The following is a 16,982-nucleotide window of genomic DNA, read 5'->3' on the forward strand; positions in this document are numbered from 1 at the left end:
ATCGGGGTTCGGGGACCGATCAGGGTCCTGGCGAGAGCGTTCATCTCGAGGCGGCGTTTCGGCACTGCGCGACCCTGACCGCCGCACACGGCCGAACCTACAACCTCGCGGCCAGGCTCCTCCCACCTTCACGTCGCCGTGCCGTGCACGCGTTGTACGGATTCGCGCGCGTCGTCGACGACATCGTCGACGTCGGTGCCGTCGACGACCCGTCCGGAGCCGCCCGGCAGGTCGACGCGGCGCAGGCGCGTCTGCACGCGGCGCTGGTCGGCGATCCGGGAGCCCCGGACGAGGTCGGTCTCGTGGTCCGGGCTCTCGCCGAGACGATCGGCCGCTACGGAATCCCGATCGACCACTTCGACGCGTTCCTCCGCTCCATGCGGATGGATATCCCCGGCACGCCCGAGTTCCGGCCCCGCTACCGCGACATGAACGAGCTGCGTGAATACATGTACGGTTCGGCGGCCGTGATCGGGCTGCAGTTGCTCCCGGTGTTCGACGTGGACGACCCGGATGCGGCGCCGTACGCGTGTGCGCTCGGAGAGGCGTTCCAGCTCACCAACTTCGTGCGGGACGTCGGCGAAGACCTCGAACGAGGGCGGATCTATCTGCCCACCGATCTGTGGTCGGCATTCGGCGTCGACGACGGCCTCCTGCTGCACGGCCGGCGAACCGGCACCGTCGACCCACGGGTGCGGCGGGCGCTGTCCCACATGATCGCCGTGACCAGAGCGGAGTATCGACGTGCCCGGCCGGGCATCGAACTGCTGCCCGAACGGATCCGTCCCGGTATCCGTGCCGCGTTCACGTTGTACGGGCGGATCCTCGACCAGGTCGAGCGCGACGGATTCCATGTTCTGGACCGGAGGGCCGCGGTGCCCCGCCGCACGCGGGCGGCCGTGGTCGCGGCCGCCGTCGCCTCGGGCGGCCGGCAAGCACTGGCCCGGACATCCTGACGGGTTCACCCGCCCGTTCGGGCAGGCGACTGCCCCGTCGGAACGCGAGGGCGCGGATCAACAGGCCTGAGCCGGGGTCAGAACGCGAGCGCCTGGGCTCGGCGCACGACCTCCCGCGCGGACTGGGTGTGCATCGCGGCGATGGCGCTGCCGCCGGGCAGCGAGTCGTCCTCCCGGAACATCCACTCCAAGATTTCCTCGTCGCGGTAGCCCCCGTCGTGCATTACCGCAATCAGACCCGGAAGTCCGCGAACGATTCTCCCGTCTCCACCGAAGAACGCCTCCGGAACCGACGGGACACTGTCCCTCCGTACCGCCAGAATCTGCCGGTCGCGGATCAGCTGGTGCACACGGGTGATGGGGAGATCGAGTTGTTTGGCGACGTCGACGAGCTGCAGCATGGACACGGAACTGTCCAGGATGTCATCGGCATAGGGAATGGCGCTCACATACCTACGGTATCGCCGTCTCGCGGCGGGCATGAAGGCAGGCATGTACGCGACAGGTGGTCGGTCGCTCTGGCTACGATCGACGGGGTACGACATCGGTCCCGCGACGGTACATCCGGTGCCGATACCGATCGACGCAATCGAGACACGGGGGTATTCCGGGTGACCGCTGGAGGTGACCGCACAGCCGGCATCGTGCTCGATCGCCGCTACCGCATCGAATCGCCCATCGCGCGGGGGGGCATGTCGACGGTGTACCGTGCGACAGACCTGCGGCTGGATCGACCGGTGGCGGTGAAGATCATGGATCCGCAGTTCGCTGCCGATCCCCAGTTCCTCGCCCGGTTCGAATTCGAGGCCCGCTCGGTGGCGCGACTCAATCATCCGGGGCTGGTGGCGGTATACGACCAGGGGCACGACGGCGATCACGTTTTCCTGGTGATGGAGCTCGTCGAGGGCGGCACGCTGCGCGAACTGCTGCGCGAGCGCGGCCCGATGCCCCCGCACGCGGCGACGGCGGTGGTTGCGCCGGTGCTGGGGGCACTCGCCGTGGCGCATCGGGCCGGGCTCGTGCACCGCGACGTCAAACCCGAGAACATTCTCATCTCGGAGAGCGGCGAGGTGAAGATCGCGGACTTCGGTCTGGTTCGTGCCGTCGCCGCCGCGACCACCACGTCGCGCAGTGTGATTCTGGGAACCGCCGCATACCTGTCGCCGGAACAGGTGACCACAGGCAGTGCGGATGCCCGCAGCGACGTGTACTCGACGGGTGTGCTGCTGTTCGAACTGCTCACCGGACGCCCTCCCTTCTCGGGCGACACCTCGCTGTCGGTCGCATATCAGCGGGTCGAGAAGGATGTGCCCGATCCGAGCGCGTGGATCGACGGCGTTCCGGAAGAGTTCGACGGGCTCGTGCGGCACGCGACCGAGCGTGAGCCCGGCGAGCGGTTCGCCGATGCAGGTGCCATGGCAGAAGCCCTCACCGCGGTCTGCGAAGCACTCGACCTGCCGCGCTACCGGGTTCCCGCGCCGCGCCGGACCGCCGCGCGTTCCGCCCCCGGCGCGGCGGCGACACCGCCGTCCGCGGCGGGGCCACCCGCCGCAGTCCCACCCACTGCCGTGCTCGCGTCGCCGGTGCGAGCGTCCTCCGCGCCGCCGACGGCGGTGCAGTCACAGGTGGGCGCCCCGGCCGCGGACGGCCACCGACCTGCCCAGCCCCTCGCGAACGCACAACACCCTGCGCCGCCTCAGCACACCAAGGTGGTGACCCAGCCGCATCCGCGATCCGACCACGGCGACCGTCCGGTGACGCCGCGCCTCGACTATGCGCAGGAACGCCGTCGGCAACAGCGCTCCACCGCGGGGTGGCTGATCGCAATTCTCGTACTCGCGCTGGCCGTCGGATACGCGGGCTGGTGGCTCGGTACGGGCCGGCTGACGGATGTGCCCACCGTGCTCGGTCTCGACCGGGCAGCCGCCGAGTCGGTCATCGAGGACGCCGGATTCTCGAGCGAAATCCAGGGCCGGTACTCCGACGACATCGCCGTCGACACCGTTCTCGGAACCGATCCCGAAGCGGGTGCTCGCGTCCCTCGCGGCGAGACCGTCGCCCTGCTGGTGTCGTTGGGCCGGCCGACGGTGCCGAACATCCCGGGTGCCGGCGACCGCGCCATCGTCGAACAGGAGTTGCGCCGCCGTACGTTCGAGCCGGTGGCGGGCGGCTCCGCATTCAGTTCGACCGTGCCCGAGGGCGGCGTTGCCGCGCTCGAGCCGGGTCCCGGCAGCGTCCTCGCGGTCGGTTCGGCGGTGAAGATCGTCGTCAGCAAGGGCGCCCCACCGGTCGATCTGCCCGACCTCGCCGGTCGCAGCGTCGAGGACGCCCGAAAAGTCCTCGACGAGGCCGGACTGACCGTTCGGGACGTCCGGGAGGTGTTCGATCCGGATGTCGACGGTGGTCGTGTCGCGGGCACCGATCCGGCGCAGGGCACAGAAGTGCGGGCCGGCGGCACCGTCACCCTGCTCGTGTCGAATGCTGCGAAGGTGCCGTCGATGCTGGGTCGATCGGTCGGTTCCGCACGCGAGGAACTGGAGCGGCTCGGCTTCGCCGTCGAGGTGCGTCAGGTCGCCGACTCGGATCGGTCGCTGGTGATCGGGCAGAGTCCCGGTGCGGGTGCGCGCGCAGAACAGGGCAGCACGGTCGTGCTGACCGCACTGCCCTGAAAACACTGCCCGGTGCGGCCTCTCAGCCGCGCAGCATCTCCGCGACGAGGAATGCCAGCTCGATCGACTGCTGGGTGTTGAGCCGCGGGTCGCATGCGGTCTCGTAACGTCCGTGCAGATCGAGATCGGAAATGTCCTGAGCGCCGCCCAGGCACTCCGTGACGTCCTCACCGGTCAGTTCGACATGGATCCCGCCGGGGTGCGAACCGAGCGCGCGGTGCACCTCGAAGAAGCCCTGCACCTCGTCGACGATGCGGTCGAAGTGCCGTGTCTTGTATCCGGTCGAGGCCGCATGCGTGTTGCCGTGCATCGGGTCGCACTGCCAGATGACCTTGTGGCCGGTCGATTCGACTCTCTCGATGATTCCGGGCAGCAGATCACGGACCTTGTTGTGTCCCATCCGCGAGATCAGCGTGAGCCGGCCCGGCTTGTTGGTGGGATCGAGACGTTCGACGTACTCGACCGCCATCTCCGGTGTCGTGCTCGGGCCGATCTTGAGCCCGATCGGGTTGGACAGCAGTTCGGCGAACGCACTGTGCGCTCCGTCGAGCTGACGCGTCCGGTCGCCGATCCAGAGGACGTGCGCAGACAGGTCGTACAACCGCGGCTCGTCGCCGGTGGTGTCGAGCCGCAGCATCGCGCGCTCGTAATCGAGGACCAGCGCTTCGTGGCTCGCGTAGATGGTTGCGGCCCGCAGGTTCGGGTCGACGACGCCGCAGGCATCCATGAACCGCAGGCCGCGGTCGATTTCCGAGGCGAGGGCTTCGTAGCGCGCACCGGCCGGGGAGGCCGCGACGAATGCGCGATTCCAGTCGTGCACGCGGTGCAGGTCGGCTTCGCCGCCGGAGGTGATGGCCCGCACCAGGTTCATCGCAGCGCTCGCGTTCGCGTATGCACGAACCAACCGCGACGGGTCGTGCGCTCGCAGCGCGGCGTCGGCGACGAGAGAATTGACCATGTCGCCGCGGTAGGACTGGAGTCCGAACGCGTCGATGTCCGAGGAGCGAGGCTTGGCGTACTGCCCGGCGATGCGCGCCACCTTCACCACGGGTGTGGAGGCACCGTACGTCAGCACCACCGCCATCTGCAGCAGCGTGCGGATGTTGCCCTTGATGTGCGGTTCGGTGTTGTCCGCGAACGTCTCGGCGCAGTCACCTCCCTGCAGCAGGAACGCTTCCCCGCGAGCCACGGCCGCGAGCTGGTTCTGAAGCTCTTCGACTTCCCGTGGAACGGTGATGGGCGGCACGCTCTCGAGCACGGTTCGGATCGCGGCCGCCTGGTCCTCCGGCCAGGTCGGCTGCTGCAACGCCGGCTTGGCGAGTGCTGCATCGAGCTGCTCACGCAACTCCGAAGGCAGCGGTGGGAGTTCGGGCAAGCGGTCGATCGGTACGTCGACAGTCCAGTTCACAGTGTCAAGGATATGGCCCGACCGCCTTGCCGGTCACACAACCCCGGATCCGGCATCAACGTGAACGCCGCACAGCCTCGATCGCTTCGAATTTTGCGAGGTTGTGCCGTGCGTCGGCGAGCGCGTCGTGGTTGTCGTCGGGTACCGGCGGCAACGGCGGACGACCGTACTGTTCCCAGTGCTGGCGCAACTCCCGCGTGAAACGGGGAAGGACATCGGGCAGCTGCGGCATCGTGCCCCACAACTGGGTCAGCACGACGTGATCGTATGCGCCGATCCAGGCCCACAGTTCGGGCTGAATGCCCGGACGGGGAACGAGGAACTTCAGCAGGTCCTCACGAATCCGGGATCGAGACCGCCACGCGGGATCGGCCGGGGAAGGCAGTTTCGGCAGCACATTGCGGCGGACCCATGTGCCTGCGCGTTCGGGATCGAACTCCGTGGAGACCGCATAGAACTCTCGGCCGTCCTCACACGCCACACCGATCGACACGAGTTCGATAGTGAGACCGTCCTCGATGAACTCGCAGTCGTAGAAGTAGCGCACGTACTGGAATTATGCCGGGGCGGTGTGTGAGGTGGCTCGGCGGGGTCACCGACCGCCCACAGCGGTCAGCCGGCTTGCGTGTCGGGAAGCCGATCGGTGTCTGCGGCGGATTCGGGTGCCGTGGCCGGGTCCGCGACGACCGGATCGGGATCGGTTTTCGATGCGATCGGCTTCTTGTCTTTCAGCGATGCCGCATAGATGTCCACGTATTCCTGGCCCGAGAGCTGCATCAGCGCGTACATCACCTCGTCGGTGACGGTGCGTTCGACGAAGCGATTACCACCCATCCCCTCGAAGCGGGAAAAATCGATAGGTTCACCGATCCGGACGGTGACCTTCGCGGGCTTCCACATCTTCGAACCGATGGGGTTCATCTTCTCGGTCCCGATCATCGCCACCGGAATGACCTTGACACCGGTTTCGAGTGCGAGACGCGCCATGCCGGTCTTGCCTTTGTAGAGTCGGCCGTCAGGTGAGCGAGTGCCCTCCGGATAGATCCCGAGCAGCTTGCCCTGTGAGAGGACACGTACTCCCGCGTTGATCGCGTCCTGCGCGGCGTCGGCGCCGGTGCGATCGATCGGCACCTGTCCCGCGGAGGAAAAGAACCACCTCTGGAACGCGCCCTTGAGGCCGGCGCCGGTGAAGTACTCGCTCTTGGCGAGGAACGTGATGCGACGGGGCACGAGCAGCGGCAGGTAGAACGAGTCCAGAACCGCCTTGTGGTTACTGGCGAGAATCGCCGGACCGTCGACCGGGATATTCTCCCCGCCTTCGAATTTCGGCCGTCCCATGAGCCACAGCAGCGGGCCCAGCAGAACGTATTTGAACAGCCAGTACCACATGGCATCCTTCCCGGAGTCGAACGAGGCAGGCTCACCTGCCCGCCGACAGACTCTACGTCGACACAACGGTCGGACGCACCTCGTCGACGTGCTGCGACCCACGCCGGGCCGCCGAAGTGGCGAAGATCTCGGTCGCCGCGGTCACTTCACCCTGCGGTGTGCAACTCACCCGCGAGGAGTGCCGCGCCGATCAGCCCCGCCGCGTCGCCGAGCTGCGCGGCACGAACCCGGGCGAGGGGCCGGTGGCCGGCGCCGGTGGCGGCGGCAGCGTAGTGGTCGCGTGCATCGTCGAGGAACAGCGACGCCGATCCCGACACTCCCCCACCGATCACCACGAGTTCGGGATCGTAGACGTCGGCGACCATCGACAGTCCCAGGCCCAGCCAGCGCGCGAACTCTGCCATTGCCGCGACTGCGAGAGCGTCACCGTCGTGCGCCGCGCCGGCGATCCGGCGGCCGGTGAGTGAGCCGGGATCCGCGGCGGCGTCGGCGGCAAGCTGGGAACGGCCCGGATCGGCGGCGAGCATCTCGACAGCGATGTCGACGAGCGCTGTACCGCTGCAGTATCTCTCCCAGCACCCGCGTTTGCCGCATGCGCACGGCCGTCCGTCGGGCACCACCCGGAGGTGGCCGAGTTCGGGCGCGATTCCGTGTGCGCCCCGGAAGATTCGGCCGTCGAGAAGCAATGCCGCGCCGATCCCGGTGCCGAGCGCCACCACCACCGCGATGCGGCTGCCGGCCGCCGCACCGAATCGGTACTCGGCCCACGCGGCGGCGTTCGCGTCGTGTTCGAGCACGACCGGTAGGCCGAATCGGTCCGTCAGCCGGTCGGCCACCGGCGCGTTCACCCACGGCAGGTGCGGCGCGAACCGCACCGTCCGGCGGTCGGCGCTGACGAATCCGGCGATCGCGACACCGACGCCGGAGACGTCGTTGCGCTCGGCGAGGTGCCGAACCGTGCGATGCAGCGTCGTTTCGAGCACCGGCACGGACCCCGGCGTCGGTGCTCGGATGGAATCGACGACGACCCCGTCGCTGTCGACGACCGCGGCCCGAATGGTACTGCCGCCCACATCGATTCCGATGGTCAGGCGATCGTTCGCGCTCGTGTTCGCACTCATCGGTCAGGGGCGGATGGTGACCGAGATCGGGACGAAGCCACCACCGCGTGCCGGTGGCTCGGGTGTCGGCCCGCCCGGATCGTCCGTGTCGTCCGGACCGGGGTGCGGCGACGGCAGGTACCGGGCGAGCAGTTCGCGTACGAGTGCCATGAGTGCCGCAAGGTGCGACGCGAGCCGGTCGATCAACTCGTGGTTCTCACCGCGCAGAAGTGCGGCGACCGCGCACAGCGGGCACCACGTACAACCGTTGTCGGAGGCCGGGACGGCCGCCGCGTCGGAATGTGCAGCGGCAGCATCGCTTTTCGTGTCGGGCGTCTGTTGCACGGCCGTCTCGATCCGGTCGAGGACCGTCTCGACCAGTACCCGCAGATCAGCGAGCAGTGCATCGTGGTCGGCGCTCATCGCGGCCACACCGCCGGGTCGGGGACGAAGCGCACGATCAGGTCGCTGCCGTCGAACTCGGCGGCCGATACGGTGCATCGCCGCAGACCCGAGGCGAGCCGCAGTCGACGGCGGATGCCGTCGGCGCCGATCACGAGATCGTCGTCGACGCGGCCGAGGGTCAGCGATGCCGGATCGGCCAGCGGAAGATGCATACGCATCGCATACACGGCATCCACCCCTGCCCCTGATTCGTGCTGTACGCGGATCGGATCGGCACCGGACGGCACCCGCGTACCGCTGTCGTTTCCGACGAGCACCGCGCCGAACTCCCGCAGAGGCGCCAACCCTACCGGTTCGGCGGCACGACGCTCGCATTCGACGACCGGCACCCCGTCGACCGCAGCGACGATACGCGTGACAACCTCCCGCTGCGCGGTGCGACATGTCTCCAACCACTGCGCTGCAGCGCCGTCCTCGCCGGCGAGGTCGGGCAGGATTCCGTTGACCATCACCCGGTCGAGCCGCAGGCCGGACAACGCCAGCCAGGACCGGATCCGGCGGAATTCGGCGAATCCGGCGCGATCCGGTGTCGAGACCAGTGTCGCGGTGATGCGTTCCCGATCTTCGAACAGCTCACACGTCCCATGGATGCTCGCGAGGACACGATCGAACAATGCCACCACCATCGCCAGGCGTGTATCCGGACCGGTGGCGGCTTCGACGCGGCGGTGCTGCGGCCAGATCCGCTCGACGTAGTCGGCCACCATGCGCGGCGCCGCGAGCGTCCTGAACGCATCTGCCGATGCGGGTGCGTCGACGATGAGGGTGTGCCAGCGTCCGTCGTCGGCGAGGCGCGCCACCTCGGCGAGTGCGAGTAGCTCCTGGATCCCGGGCAATCCGGTGAGCTCGGCCGGGGCGGGCAGTTCGAACGGTCCGGCATGGTCGTGCGCACCCGCCAGCGACATCAACCCGGACAGCATCGAGAACCGGTCTTCGAGCAGCGCGAGCGAATCGATTTCGAGGACGTCGAGACCGTCCTCGACGGCCCGTACCCCGGTGTCCGGGGCCGTGTCGAGTACGTCGGTCAGCGAATGCGCTTGGTCGATGGAGACGAGGAGGACGGGTTTGTCGACCCGGGCCGCGGCGAGGGCCGTCGCTGCCGCGAGCGTAGATTTCCCGGCGCCGCCTTTTCCGACGAACAGCCGTACGCGTGCGGGCACGGCGTCGCGCGGGCTCAGCCCTCCACCTGCTTCTTGAGTTCCTTGAGCGCGGTGTCGGTGATGACCTTCTCGGCCTTGCGTTTGAACAGGCCGATCATCGGGATCGTCAGATCTACCGTGAGTTCGTAGTCCACGACCGTGCAACCGTCGGGGGTGTCGCTGAGCGCGTAGGACCCGGACTGGGCCTTCTGGATGTCACCACTTTCGAGCTCCCAGCTCACGGCACGCCGGTCGGACGCCCACCGGTACCGCAGGACGTAGGTGTCCTTGACGACGCCCGCATCCAGGACGAAGCGCACCCGCTCGGCCTGACCGTCCGGCCGCCATGCGAGGACCTCCACCGACTTCGCCGCGGCAACCCAGGTGGGATAGGCGGCGAAATCAGCGATCACAGCCATCACCTGCTCGGCAGGCGCCTCGATGGTGATCGACCTCTTGGTCTTCTCGGCCATCCGATGAACGCTCCCTTTCCGTTGTCCTGCCCCGCAGGCACTTCGGGCCGAGGCACTCGGCCCCGGCGCTATTGTCTACTACACACGCTATCGATTCGCATCGACTCGGTCGACGTCAGGGCCGCGGAGGCTCACCGGCCGCCCGGCCGGCCTCGAGGCGTTGCTTGACCTCGAACGCCATCTTCTTGCCTTGCACCCGCCGCGCGCGGGTCATCTCGGCCGGGTTCAGAGCGGCAACGCGTTCGGGTGCGACTCCTGTCGGCTCACAGTGCAGGAAGTAGTGCACGACGGCGCCGTCCAGGACTGCCTCGACCCAGACCTCCATCGTCCCCTCGATCGGCCCGGACACCGCCCAGCGGATTCCCTTCTCCGCACGGTCCTCACGGATCGTGAGAACAAGGTCGGGCCACCATGCGCGTTGCCGATCCGGCGCTGCCACAGCCGCCGCGATCCGCGCGGGAGACGCGGCGATGAAGGTTTGATCCGCCACCTGAATGCTGCTCACCCGGATAGCTTCACACACGGCAGCGTGCCGCCTTTTCGTCACCCCACTTTTCGCGACGGCGGTTCGGCGGCGGGTGTTTCGGCACCGAGCAGGCCGCGCAGCTTCGCACCGAGAACATCCCAGCGCCACTGGGTGGAGACCCATTCCCGTCCGGCCGCTCCCATGGCGGCGGCGCGGTCGCGGTCGGCGAGGGCACCGGTGACGGCAGTCACGATTGCGGTCACCGAGGTGCCGTCGACCACGAACCCGGTCTCGCCGTCGCGCACGGTTTCCGGTGCGCCGCCCGAGCGCCCGGCGACCACGGGTACACCGGTGGCGGAGGCCTCGAGGTAGACGATGCCGAGTCCTTCGACATCCAGTCCGGCGCCGCGAGTACGACACGGCATGGCGAACACATCCGCGATGGTGTGGTGCGCGGCGAGTTCGACGGCGGGCACCGTGCCGGTGAAAACCACGTCGTCGGCGACACCGGTGGTGTGTGCGAGTTGCCGCAGCCGGTTCTCGTAGGGTCCGCCGCCCACGATCACGAGGACTGCGCCTTCGACGCGGCGCCGGATCTCGGGAAGGGCTCTGATCAGCATGTCCTGCCCCTTGCGCGGCACCAGTCGCGACAGGCACAGCACGGTCGGGCGGTCACCGAGCCCGTAGCGGGCGCGCAGTTCGGCCCGAGCCGCCGGGTCCGGGCGGAAGACGTCGGTGTCCACACCCGATGGCAGGTGCTCGAGGCCGGCATCGGGGCCGAAGGCCGACGCGAAGCGTCCGCGCGTGTAGCGGCTCACGTAGGTGACGGTGTCGGTCGTGTTGCCGATGCGACGAAGCGCCTGCCGTCCCCCGGGCACCATCGACCAGCCCACTTCGTGACCGTGGGTACTGGCCACGATGCGCCGGGCGCCAGCGCGTCGCAGTACCGGTGACAGCAGGGCGAGCGGTGCGGCGGCGCCGAACCACACGTTCTCGCATCCGAGATCGGCGAGCAGTCGCGTGGCGCGCCGGGCGACCGACGGTGTGGGGAGCATCAGCGTGGTGGGATGCCGTACCACCTCGAACGGCTGCCGCGCATCGAACTTGGTGTGGCTGTCGCCGCGCCAGCGCGGCGCGTACACGACGAGGTCGTCGGCGGGCAGTTGAGCCGCGAATGCTTGGAGGTACGACTGGATACCACCGGGGCGAGGCGGAAAATCGTTTGTCACCAGCAGTGTTCGCGACATGGCTACACCGTAGGGTGTGCGGATCGTGTGGGCTGAAGCGGGTTACCCGCGGACGCTGTCGACATTTGCGGACAGCCACCGTGCCCAGCGTTCGAGGAAGGTGTCGGTGTCCAGTCCCGTGGTTTCGGAGAGCACCGCGTCGAGTCGGCCCGCCGGGACGGGCCCGGCGGCGAGGGCCCGGTAGAGCGATGTCAGCCGGTCGAGACCGAATTGGTCCGCGGTGAATGCGGCGAGCGACCACGACGTCTCGTACGCCGCGCGGGATCGAATGGGATCGGTGAAGTCGCCGTCCGGCGGCAATGCCACCGGCGGCCCTGTCCCCCGGACCTTCTCGGTGAGCGCGGGCGCGATTCGGGCCACATCGCCTCCGACGACGCGGTCGCCGTGGCTGCCGCGGTATCCGATGTAGTCGGCATACCCCTCGAGAATCCACAGCGGAGACCCGTCGACGGTCCGCGAACGCGCGGCGATGTGTACCAACTCGTGGCGGAGCACGGCGCGCAGGCCGGCCCGGGACAGCCTCTCGCCGGCCGTGGGACTGAAGACGATGCGTTGGCCGGTGGCCGTGTCGCGAGCCGGATCCACTGCATCGGAGACCGCGACGGCCGCGATCTCGGCACCGTTGTGCGAGGTCCCCACCAGATGGGTGAATTCCTCCTGAGAGCCGGTGACGACCACGAGCGCACGCTGTGACCACGTGGCACCCCACACCTCGGAGACGGCGTCCACGGCGGATCCGAGTTCGGCTGCGACGGCCTCGATCAGCTCACGACGGTCCGGATGCCCCATGACCAGGGAGCTACCACCGGCGGTGCCGGTATCCAGGACGACCAGCGGCCCGTAGTCCCACGGGCCCCGCCAGGTGCCGGAATCGCCACCCGGATCGGCAGCGGCCGCCTCGTCGTCGACGAGGCGCCAGCCGGAGGGACGTTCGACGAGCAGCGCCGTAACGGGTTTGCGGGTCGGGGGCTCGTCGATCCCGTCGACGGCATAGCGCAGGTAGACCGTCGCCTCGCTGACGGGATCGTCACCGAACCGCGCCGCGACGTCGCCGGCGACCGGGGTGAGCGGTTCGGGCCCGAGTTCGTAGCCGAAATCGGCGAGAGGGACGGCAGCGAGCGCGGACATGCGCCGAAGTTCCGCGGTCAACAGTCCCCGGGCCGCATCGGGGTCGATCACCGCGGCGAGTGCGTCCTCGTCGCCGGCACGGATCGCGCCCGCCCACGCATCGAGCAGCGCCTGCACCGCGACTCTGCGGTCGGTGGCCGTGGAGTCGGCGGGAGCTATCACAACGAGCCCACCGACCACGATCACCGCGAGGAGCAGTCCGGCGAGACCGTACCGTTCCCAGCGCGGAGCATCAGGTGCCCGCCGGCGGACACCGGCTGCAGACGACGAGGGGGCGGGCGCAGGCACGGCGAACAGTGTAAGCGTGGCCCTCCGCCGGGTCCGCTACCGCAGCCGTCAGTACCGGCGGGCGCTGTGGAACGGGAAGCTGTCCATCGCCTGCACCTTCACGGGCACACCGAAGGTGGACGCATGCACGATGTTGCCGTCGCCGGCATACAGGCCCACATGGGATGCGTCGTTGTAGAAGATGACGACGTCGCCGGGTTGCAGATTTTCCCGCGACACCGGTATCCCGCCCTGGGCCTGAGCTTGGCTCGACCGCGGAAGCGTCTTGCCCGTCTGCTTGTACGCCCACACCACGAGCCCCGAGCAATCGAATTGGTTCGGGCCGGTAGCGCCCCATACGTAGGGGTCGCCGATCCGGGTCATCGCCGCGCGCAGCGCTCCACCTCCGGTGCCCGGCACGAGATGCGACAGGATCTTCTCTGCGTCGAGACCCGGGGGGAACGGAGTTCCGGCGAGGACGGCCTTCTCCTGGTCACCGAGCGCGTCGAATGCGTCGAGGACACGCTCGATCTGCGTGTCGAGTTCGCCACGTTGCCGTTCGAGATCGTCACGCAGAGACTGGGCCTGCTCTGCCGCACGTCGTGCTGCCTCGGCGGAATGCTGTGACGCCGCGGCGGCTTCGGCGGCGGCGGCGGTGGCGACACGGAACTTCTGCACGTCCTGGGAGGTCTGTTCACCGAGGACGTCGAGCAGCACCATCTGGTCGAGCATCTGCTGCGGTGAGTCGCTGACCATAACGGCGAACAGTCGGTTGGTACGCGCCCCGCGGTAGTTGGCCCGCGCGAGCTTGTCGACGACCGGTCGGAAGCGCGCGACCTCCGTCTGCGCCGCCGTCAACGCCTCCCGGTCGGCTACGGCCCGGCTCTCGGCGGCGTGCTGCTCGGCGATTCTCGCGTCGAGGTCGATTCCGGCCTGGTGCATGGCTTCTGTCGTCTGCTCGGATCGGCGCGAGAGATCCGCGAGGTGCTCGAGTTGTGCCGTCGGACTGTCGCCGGCCGGGTCCGCCGCTGCGGGTGCGGAGGTGATGCCGAGGAGGAGAAGTACCGTGCCGGCGAGAACGGTGCGAACAGCCGATTTCGTCCTGTCGGAAACCACGAGGAGTGCGTCCTTTCCCAAAGATCTCGATCAGGTTACGGAATGGCATAGGTTTGTGTCTACCCGGCAGTAGCAACACGGATCGGCACCCCGGTAACGACGTGAGGGTGGGCCGGCACGAAGCCGACCCACCCTCACGCGGATGCCTCGATCAGACGCGGGACGCTCCGATCGGACTCGAAATCAGAAGCGGCGTGCGCCGTCGACCGGCATCGAGTTCAGCGGCGCGATCTTGACCGGCTGGCTCGAGGTCGACGCGTGGACGATGTTGCCGTTGCCGATGTAGATGCCGGTGTGGCTGCCGCCGTAGAACGACACGACATCGCCGGGCTGCAGGGCCGAGACCGGCACCGACTGGCCCGCGGACGCCTGCTGGTAGCTGGTGCGCGGCACGTTCAGGCCCACCTGCTGGAACGCCCACTGGACGAGACCGGAGCAGTCGAACGCGTTGGGGCCGGCCGCACCGTAGACATACGGGGCGCCGATCTTGCTCTGGGCGACATCGGCGGCGCGCTGACCGACCGAGGAGTACGGCGCGGTGAACGGCGCCGGAGCCGCGGCCGGAGCAGCCTGCGGAGCCTGGGGAGCCGGCGGCAGAAGGTTGGTGACCTCCGCCGGGACCGTCACGCCGGCGGGAAGGTCGAAGGTGCCGACGCCGGGGATGCTGACGGGTGCCGCCATCGCGGGCCCGGTCGAGACGGTAACTGCGCCGAGTGCCAGCGCGCCGACAACAACTGCACGCCGAACGGAACGCATACGATTCTGTGAGACCACGAGGGGATGTTCTCCAATTCTTCCGTTACCCGCCGACCGAGTTAGCTGACGGGTTCGGGCCGGAAGAATTCAGCCCTACCCCTCTGTCCGCTGACGCGGTCGAGGGGATTCACCCCAGGTACTAAGTGGGTCCCCGGCTCGGGCACCTGTGTGGGTGTCCCGATTAGGCGGTGGCCGAGCGGCTGCGACCCGGTGGGCCGCCAAACTCTCCGCTTGGTCTCAGGAAGATTACGAAACGGCATCGAAGATGTCGAACACTCCAAGTGAGGGTTGTCCCATTTGGGGTGGTTACCCGTTTCGGGACGGGCGGCAGGCCTATCCGATAACAGTCGTGTAACGACGAAGGGGATGGGCCTGTCCCCATCGCCCCCGGCTACCCCTCCGTGAGCGACGGAGCGAGAACGATTTCCCAGGCAGGGGCCGGATTCGAGTGCCCCGAGCCGTCGAGACGGCCGCCCGGACGACGGGCGCCGCGCACCCCCGTCCGCGCGGATCGACCGCCACCCACCGCTACCCTCCCCGGCGAAACCACGATTCGATGTGACGCTCGTCTCCCTCCCCGGCCCGTAGCGGCTTTTGCCGGGTTCGCGCGGAGCTGTCGGTGCCGCTTTCTAGGCTCACCCACATGACGCCGTCGCCCAGATCCACCGACAACGGACCGGGTGTCCAACTCAGTTTCGACGAACTGGACACGCCCTTGCGCGAAACCACCTTTGTCGTCGTCGACCTGGAGACCACGGGAGGCAGCGCGAGCGAAGACGCCATCACCGAGATCGGCGCGGTCAAGGTCCGCGGCGGCGAAGTCCTCGGAGAATTCGCCACCCTCGTCGACCCCGGACGTTCGATCCCACCCGACATCGTGCGGCTCACCGGCATCACCACGGCCATGGTCTACGCCGCCCCGCGAATCGAGCAGGTGCTCCCCTCTTTCCTCGAGTTCGCGGCCGGCTCCGTCCTCGTCGCCCACAATGCCGGGTTCGACGTGGGATTCCTGCGGGCCGCCGCCACGCGCTGCGACCATTCGTGGCCGCGATTCCAGGTCGTGTGCACCGTGAAGCTGGCACGCCGAGTGCTCGGCCGCGACGAAGCGCCGTCGGTGCGCCTATCCGCACTCGCGGAGCTGTTCCGCGTCTCGACCCAGCCCACCCACCGGGCGCTCGACGACGCCCGCGCCACCGTGGATGTGCTGCACGCGCTGATCGAACGAATCGGCAACCTGGGCGTTCACAGCCTGACCGAACTGCGCGACTACATCCCCGCGGTCACCGCCGAACAACGCGCCAAGCGCTCCCTCGCCGCGCACCTTCCGCACCGGCCCGGGGTGTACCTGTTCCGTGGCCCGTCCGACGAGGTTCTCTACGTCGGCACCGCGGTGGACCTCCACCGCCGCGTCCGCAACTACTTCACCGGATCGGAAACACGACCGCGACTCCGCGAGATGGTGGCCCTCACCACCCGCATCGACCATGTCGAGTGCTCCCACGGGCTCGAGGCCGGAGTACGCGAATTGCGTCTGCTCGCCGCCCACACGCCTCCGTACAACCGTCGTTCCAAGTACCCCACACGCGGCTGGTGGATCGTTCTCACCGACGAAGCCTTCCCTCGGCTCGCCGTCGGCCGCACACCTAGCGCCGACGCGGTGGGACCGTTCTCGTCACGCGCCGCAGCCACGGAGGTTGCGGCTACCCTCGCCGAGTTCTGCGGCCTGCGCACCTGCACGCGCCGGATCGCGCGGTCGGGCCGCCACGGCGATCGCTGCCTGCCCGGCGCGGTCGGTGCGTGTTCCGCCGCTGCACACGGCCTTCAGGACCCGCAGCAGTACTCCGCTCAGGTCGAACACGCGCGCGCCGTGATCCACGGTCGCGACGACACGGTCCTCGCACGCCTCCACACCCGCATCGAGCAGCTGGCAGCAGCCGAACTGTTCGAGAACGCCGCGCGCCTACGCGACCGAGCCGCCGAAACAGTACGAATACTCCGGCGCACGCAGCGACTCGCCGCGATAGCCGCGATCGACGAACTCGTCGCGGCGCGCCCCTGCCCCGAAGGGGGGTGGGATTTCGCCGTGATCAGAGCGGGAAGACTGGCCTCGGCGGGGGTGGCCGCCCGGCACGTTCCCCCGATGCCGGTCGTCGAGGCCATCACGGCAGGTGCCGAAACGATTCGCCCGCTGTCCGGACCGTTACGCGGCGTACCGGTCGAGGAGATCGGGTTGCTCGCCCGGTGGCTCGATGCGGACGGCGTCCGGATCGTGCGCACGACGCACGGCTGGGCCGAGCCGGTATACGGCGCAGGACGCCGCTCCGCATGGGCAGACCTCGCCCGTCAGGCCCGCGCGTCGGCCGACCCCGTCCCCGACGAACTCCGGCACCACTTAGTCTGAGA

General features: G+C 68.6%; 16 protein-coding genes and 1 riboswitch. Of the genes, 3 read left to right on the forward strand and 13 right to left on the reverse strand.

Annotated features, from left to right (window positions below; translation table 11 throughout):
* Window positions 1-74 precede the first annotated feature (74 nt).
* Entirely contained in the window at window positions 75-956 is an 882-nt protein-coding gene (locus tag Q8814_RS05285; protein WP_408015840.1) for a phytoene/squalene synthase family protein, read from the forward strand.
* Window positions 957-1,033: 77 nt separating this feature from the next.
* Here Q8814_RS05285 and Q8814_RS05290 read toward each other — a convergent pair whose 3' ends face one another.
* A complete protein-coding gene (locus tag Q8814_RS05290; protein WP_330150971.1) occupies window positions 1,034-1,405 on the reverse strand; it encodes an Rv2175c family DNA-binding protein in 372 nt (123 codons plus the stop codon).
* A 162-nt stretch (window positions 1,406-1,567) separates the two neighbouring features.
* Here Q8814_RS05290 and pknB point away from each other — a divergent pair, with 162 nt between their 5' ends.
* Window positions 1,568-3,625 carry a Stk1 family PASTA domain-containing Ser/Thr kinase gene (pknB, locus tag Q8814_RS05295; protein ID WP_330150972.1) on the forward strand — a complete coding sequence of 686 codons (2,058 nt, stop codon included), beginning with the start codon at window positions 1,568-1,570 and terminating at the stop codon, window positions 3,623-3,625.
* A gap of 22 nt (window positions 3,626-3,647) precedes the next feature.
* On the opposite strand, the gene Q8814_RS05300 is transcribed toward pknB, so the two are convergent.
* The 12 genes from Q8814_RS05300 to Q8814_RS05355 all read right to left on the reverse strand — a co-directional run bounded on the left by Q8814_RS05300 (window position 3,648) and on the right by Q8814_RS05355 (window position 14,597).
* Window positions 3,648-5,033 (reverse strand): class II 3-deoxy-7-phosphoheptulonate synthase, encoded by a 1,386-nt coding sequence (locus tag Q8814_RS05300; protein ID WP_330150973.1) that lies wholly within the window; start codon window positions 5,031-5,033, stop codon window positions 3,648-3,650.
* A 55-nt stretch (window positions 5,034-5,088) separates the two neighbouring features.
* The gene (locus Q8814_RS05305; protein WP_330150974.1) at window positions 5,089-5,580 is read right to left on the reverse strand and encodes a polyadenylate-specific 3'-exoribonuclease AS; all 492 of its coding nucleotides are present in this window, start codon (window positions 5,578-5,580) and stop codon (window positions 5,089-5,091) included.
* 65 nt (window positions 5,581-5,645) lie between these two features.
* Window positions 5,646-6,422 carry a lysophospholipid acyltransferase family protein gene (locus Q8814_RS05310; protein ID WP_330150975.1) on the reverse strand — a complete coding sequence of 259 codons (777 nt, stop codon included), beginning with the start codon at window positions 6,420-6,422 and terminating at the stop codon, window positions 5,646-5,648.
* A 146-nt stretch (window positions 6,423-6,568) separates the two neighbouring features.
* Complete coding sequence (locus Q8814_RS05315) at window positions 6,569-7,543, reverse strand: ROK family protein (RefSeq protein ID WP_330150976.1); 975 nt, start codon at window positions 7,541-7,543, stop codon at window positions 6,569-6,571.
* A 3-nt stretch (window positions 7,544-7,546) separates the two neighbouring features.
* Entirely contained in the window at window positions 7,547-7,945 is a 399-nt protein-coding gene (locus Q8814_RS05320; protein WP_330150977.1) for a hypothetical protein, read from the reverse strand.
* On the reverse strand, window positions 7,942-9,147 hold the full coding sequence (locus tag Q8814_RS05325) for an ArsA family ATPase (protein ID WP_330150978.1): 1,206 nt from the start codon (window positions 9,145-9,147) through the stop codon (window positions 7,942-7,944). The genes Q8814_RS05320 and Q8814_RS05325 overlap by 4 nt, the downstream gene beginning before the upstream one ends.
* Window positions 9,148-9,161: 14 nt before the next feature.
* Window positions 9,162-9,599 (reverse strand): SRPBCC family protein, encoded by a 438-nt coding sequence (locus tag Q8814_RS05330; RefSeq protein WP_330150979.1) that lies wholly within the window; start codon window positions 9,597-9,599, stop codon window positions 9,162-9,164.
* 115 nt (window positions 9,600-9,714) lie between these two features.
* Complete coding sequence (locus tag Q8814_RS05335; protein WP_330150980.1) at window positions 9,715-10,104, reverse strand: polyketide cyclase / dehydrase and lipid transport; 390 nt, start codon at window positions 10,102-10,104, stop codon at window positions 9,715-9,717.
* Between the two features lie 38 nt (window positions 10,105-10,142).
* On the reverse strand, window positions 10,143-11,312 hold the full coding sequence (locus Q8814_RS05340) for a glycosyltransferase family 4 protein (RefSeq protein ID WP_330150981.1): 1,170 nt from the start codon (window positions 11,310-11,312) through the stop codon (window positions 10,143-10,145).
* Between the two features lie 42 nt (window positions 11,313-11,354).
* The gene (locus Q8814_RS05345) at window positions 11,355-12,728 is read right to left on the reverse strand and encodes a hypothetical protein (protein ID WP_330150982.1); all 1,374 of its coding nucleotides are present in this window, start codon (window positions 12,726-12,728) and stop codon (window positions 11,355-11,357) included.
* 48 nt (window positions 12,729-12,776) lie between these two features.
* Window positions 12,777-13,823 (reverse strand): C40 family peptidase, encoded by a 1,047-nt coding sequence (locus tag Q8814_RS05350; RefSeq protein WP_330150983.1) that lies wholly within the window; start codon window positions 13,821-13,823, stop codon window positions 12,777-12,779.
* A gap of 183 nt (window positions 13,824-14,006) precedes the next feature.
* Window positions 14,007-14,597, reverse strand: a complete 591-nt coding sequence (locus Q8814_RS05355; RefSeq protein ID WP_408015839.1) for a C40 family peptidase — start codon at window positions 14,595-14,597, stop codon at window positions 14,007-14,009.
* A gap of 15 nt (window positions 14,598-14,612) precedes the next feature.
* Window positions 14,613-14,777, reverse strand: a riboswitch (cyclic di-AMP (ydaO/yuaA leader).
* Window positions 14,778-15,222: 445 nt separating this feature from the next.
* Between Q8814_RS05355 and Q8814_RS05360 the strand changes: the two genes are divergently transcribed.
* Window positions 15,223-16,980 (forward strand): DEDD exonuclease domain-containing protein, encoded by a 1,758-nt coding sequence (locus Q8814_RS05360; RefSeq protein ID WP_330150984.1) that lies wholly within the window; start codon window positions 15,223-15,225, stop codon window positions 16,978-16,980.
* Window positions 16,981-16,982 lie beyond the last annotated feature (2 nt).

This window comes from Rhodococcus chondri (genome assembly GCF_036327435.1).
GTDB classification, from domain to species: Bacteria; Actinomycetota; Actinomycetes; order Mycobacteriales; family Mycobacteriaceae; genus Rhodococcus; species Rhodococcus chondri.

Coding starts and splice junctions, on each gene's coding strand:
- Q8814_RS05340 (WP_330150981.1), bottom strand. CDS start 11,312: ATGTCGCGAACACTGCTGGTGACAAACGATTTTCCGCCTCGCCCCGGT.
- Q8814_RS05330 (WP_330150979.1), bottom strand. CDS start 9,599: ATGGCCGAGAAGACCAAGAGGTCGATCACCATCGAGGCGCCTGCCGAG.
- Q8814_RS05360 (WP_330150984.1), top strand. CDS start 15,223: ATGACGCCGTCGCCCAGATCCACCGACAACGGACCGGGTGTCCAACTC.
- Q8814_RS05310 (WP_330150975.1), bottom strand. CDS start 6,422: ATGTGGTACTGGCTGTTCAAATACGTTCTGCTGGGCCCGCTGCTGTGG.
- Q8814_RS05315 (WP_330150976.1), bottom strand. CDS start 7,543: ATGAGTGCGAACACGAGCGCGAACGATCGCCTGACCATCGGAATCGAT.
- Q8814_RS05320 (WP_330150977.1), bottom strand. CDS start 7,945: ATGAGCGCCGACCACGATGCACTGCTCGCTGATCTGCGGGTACTGGTC.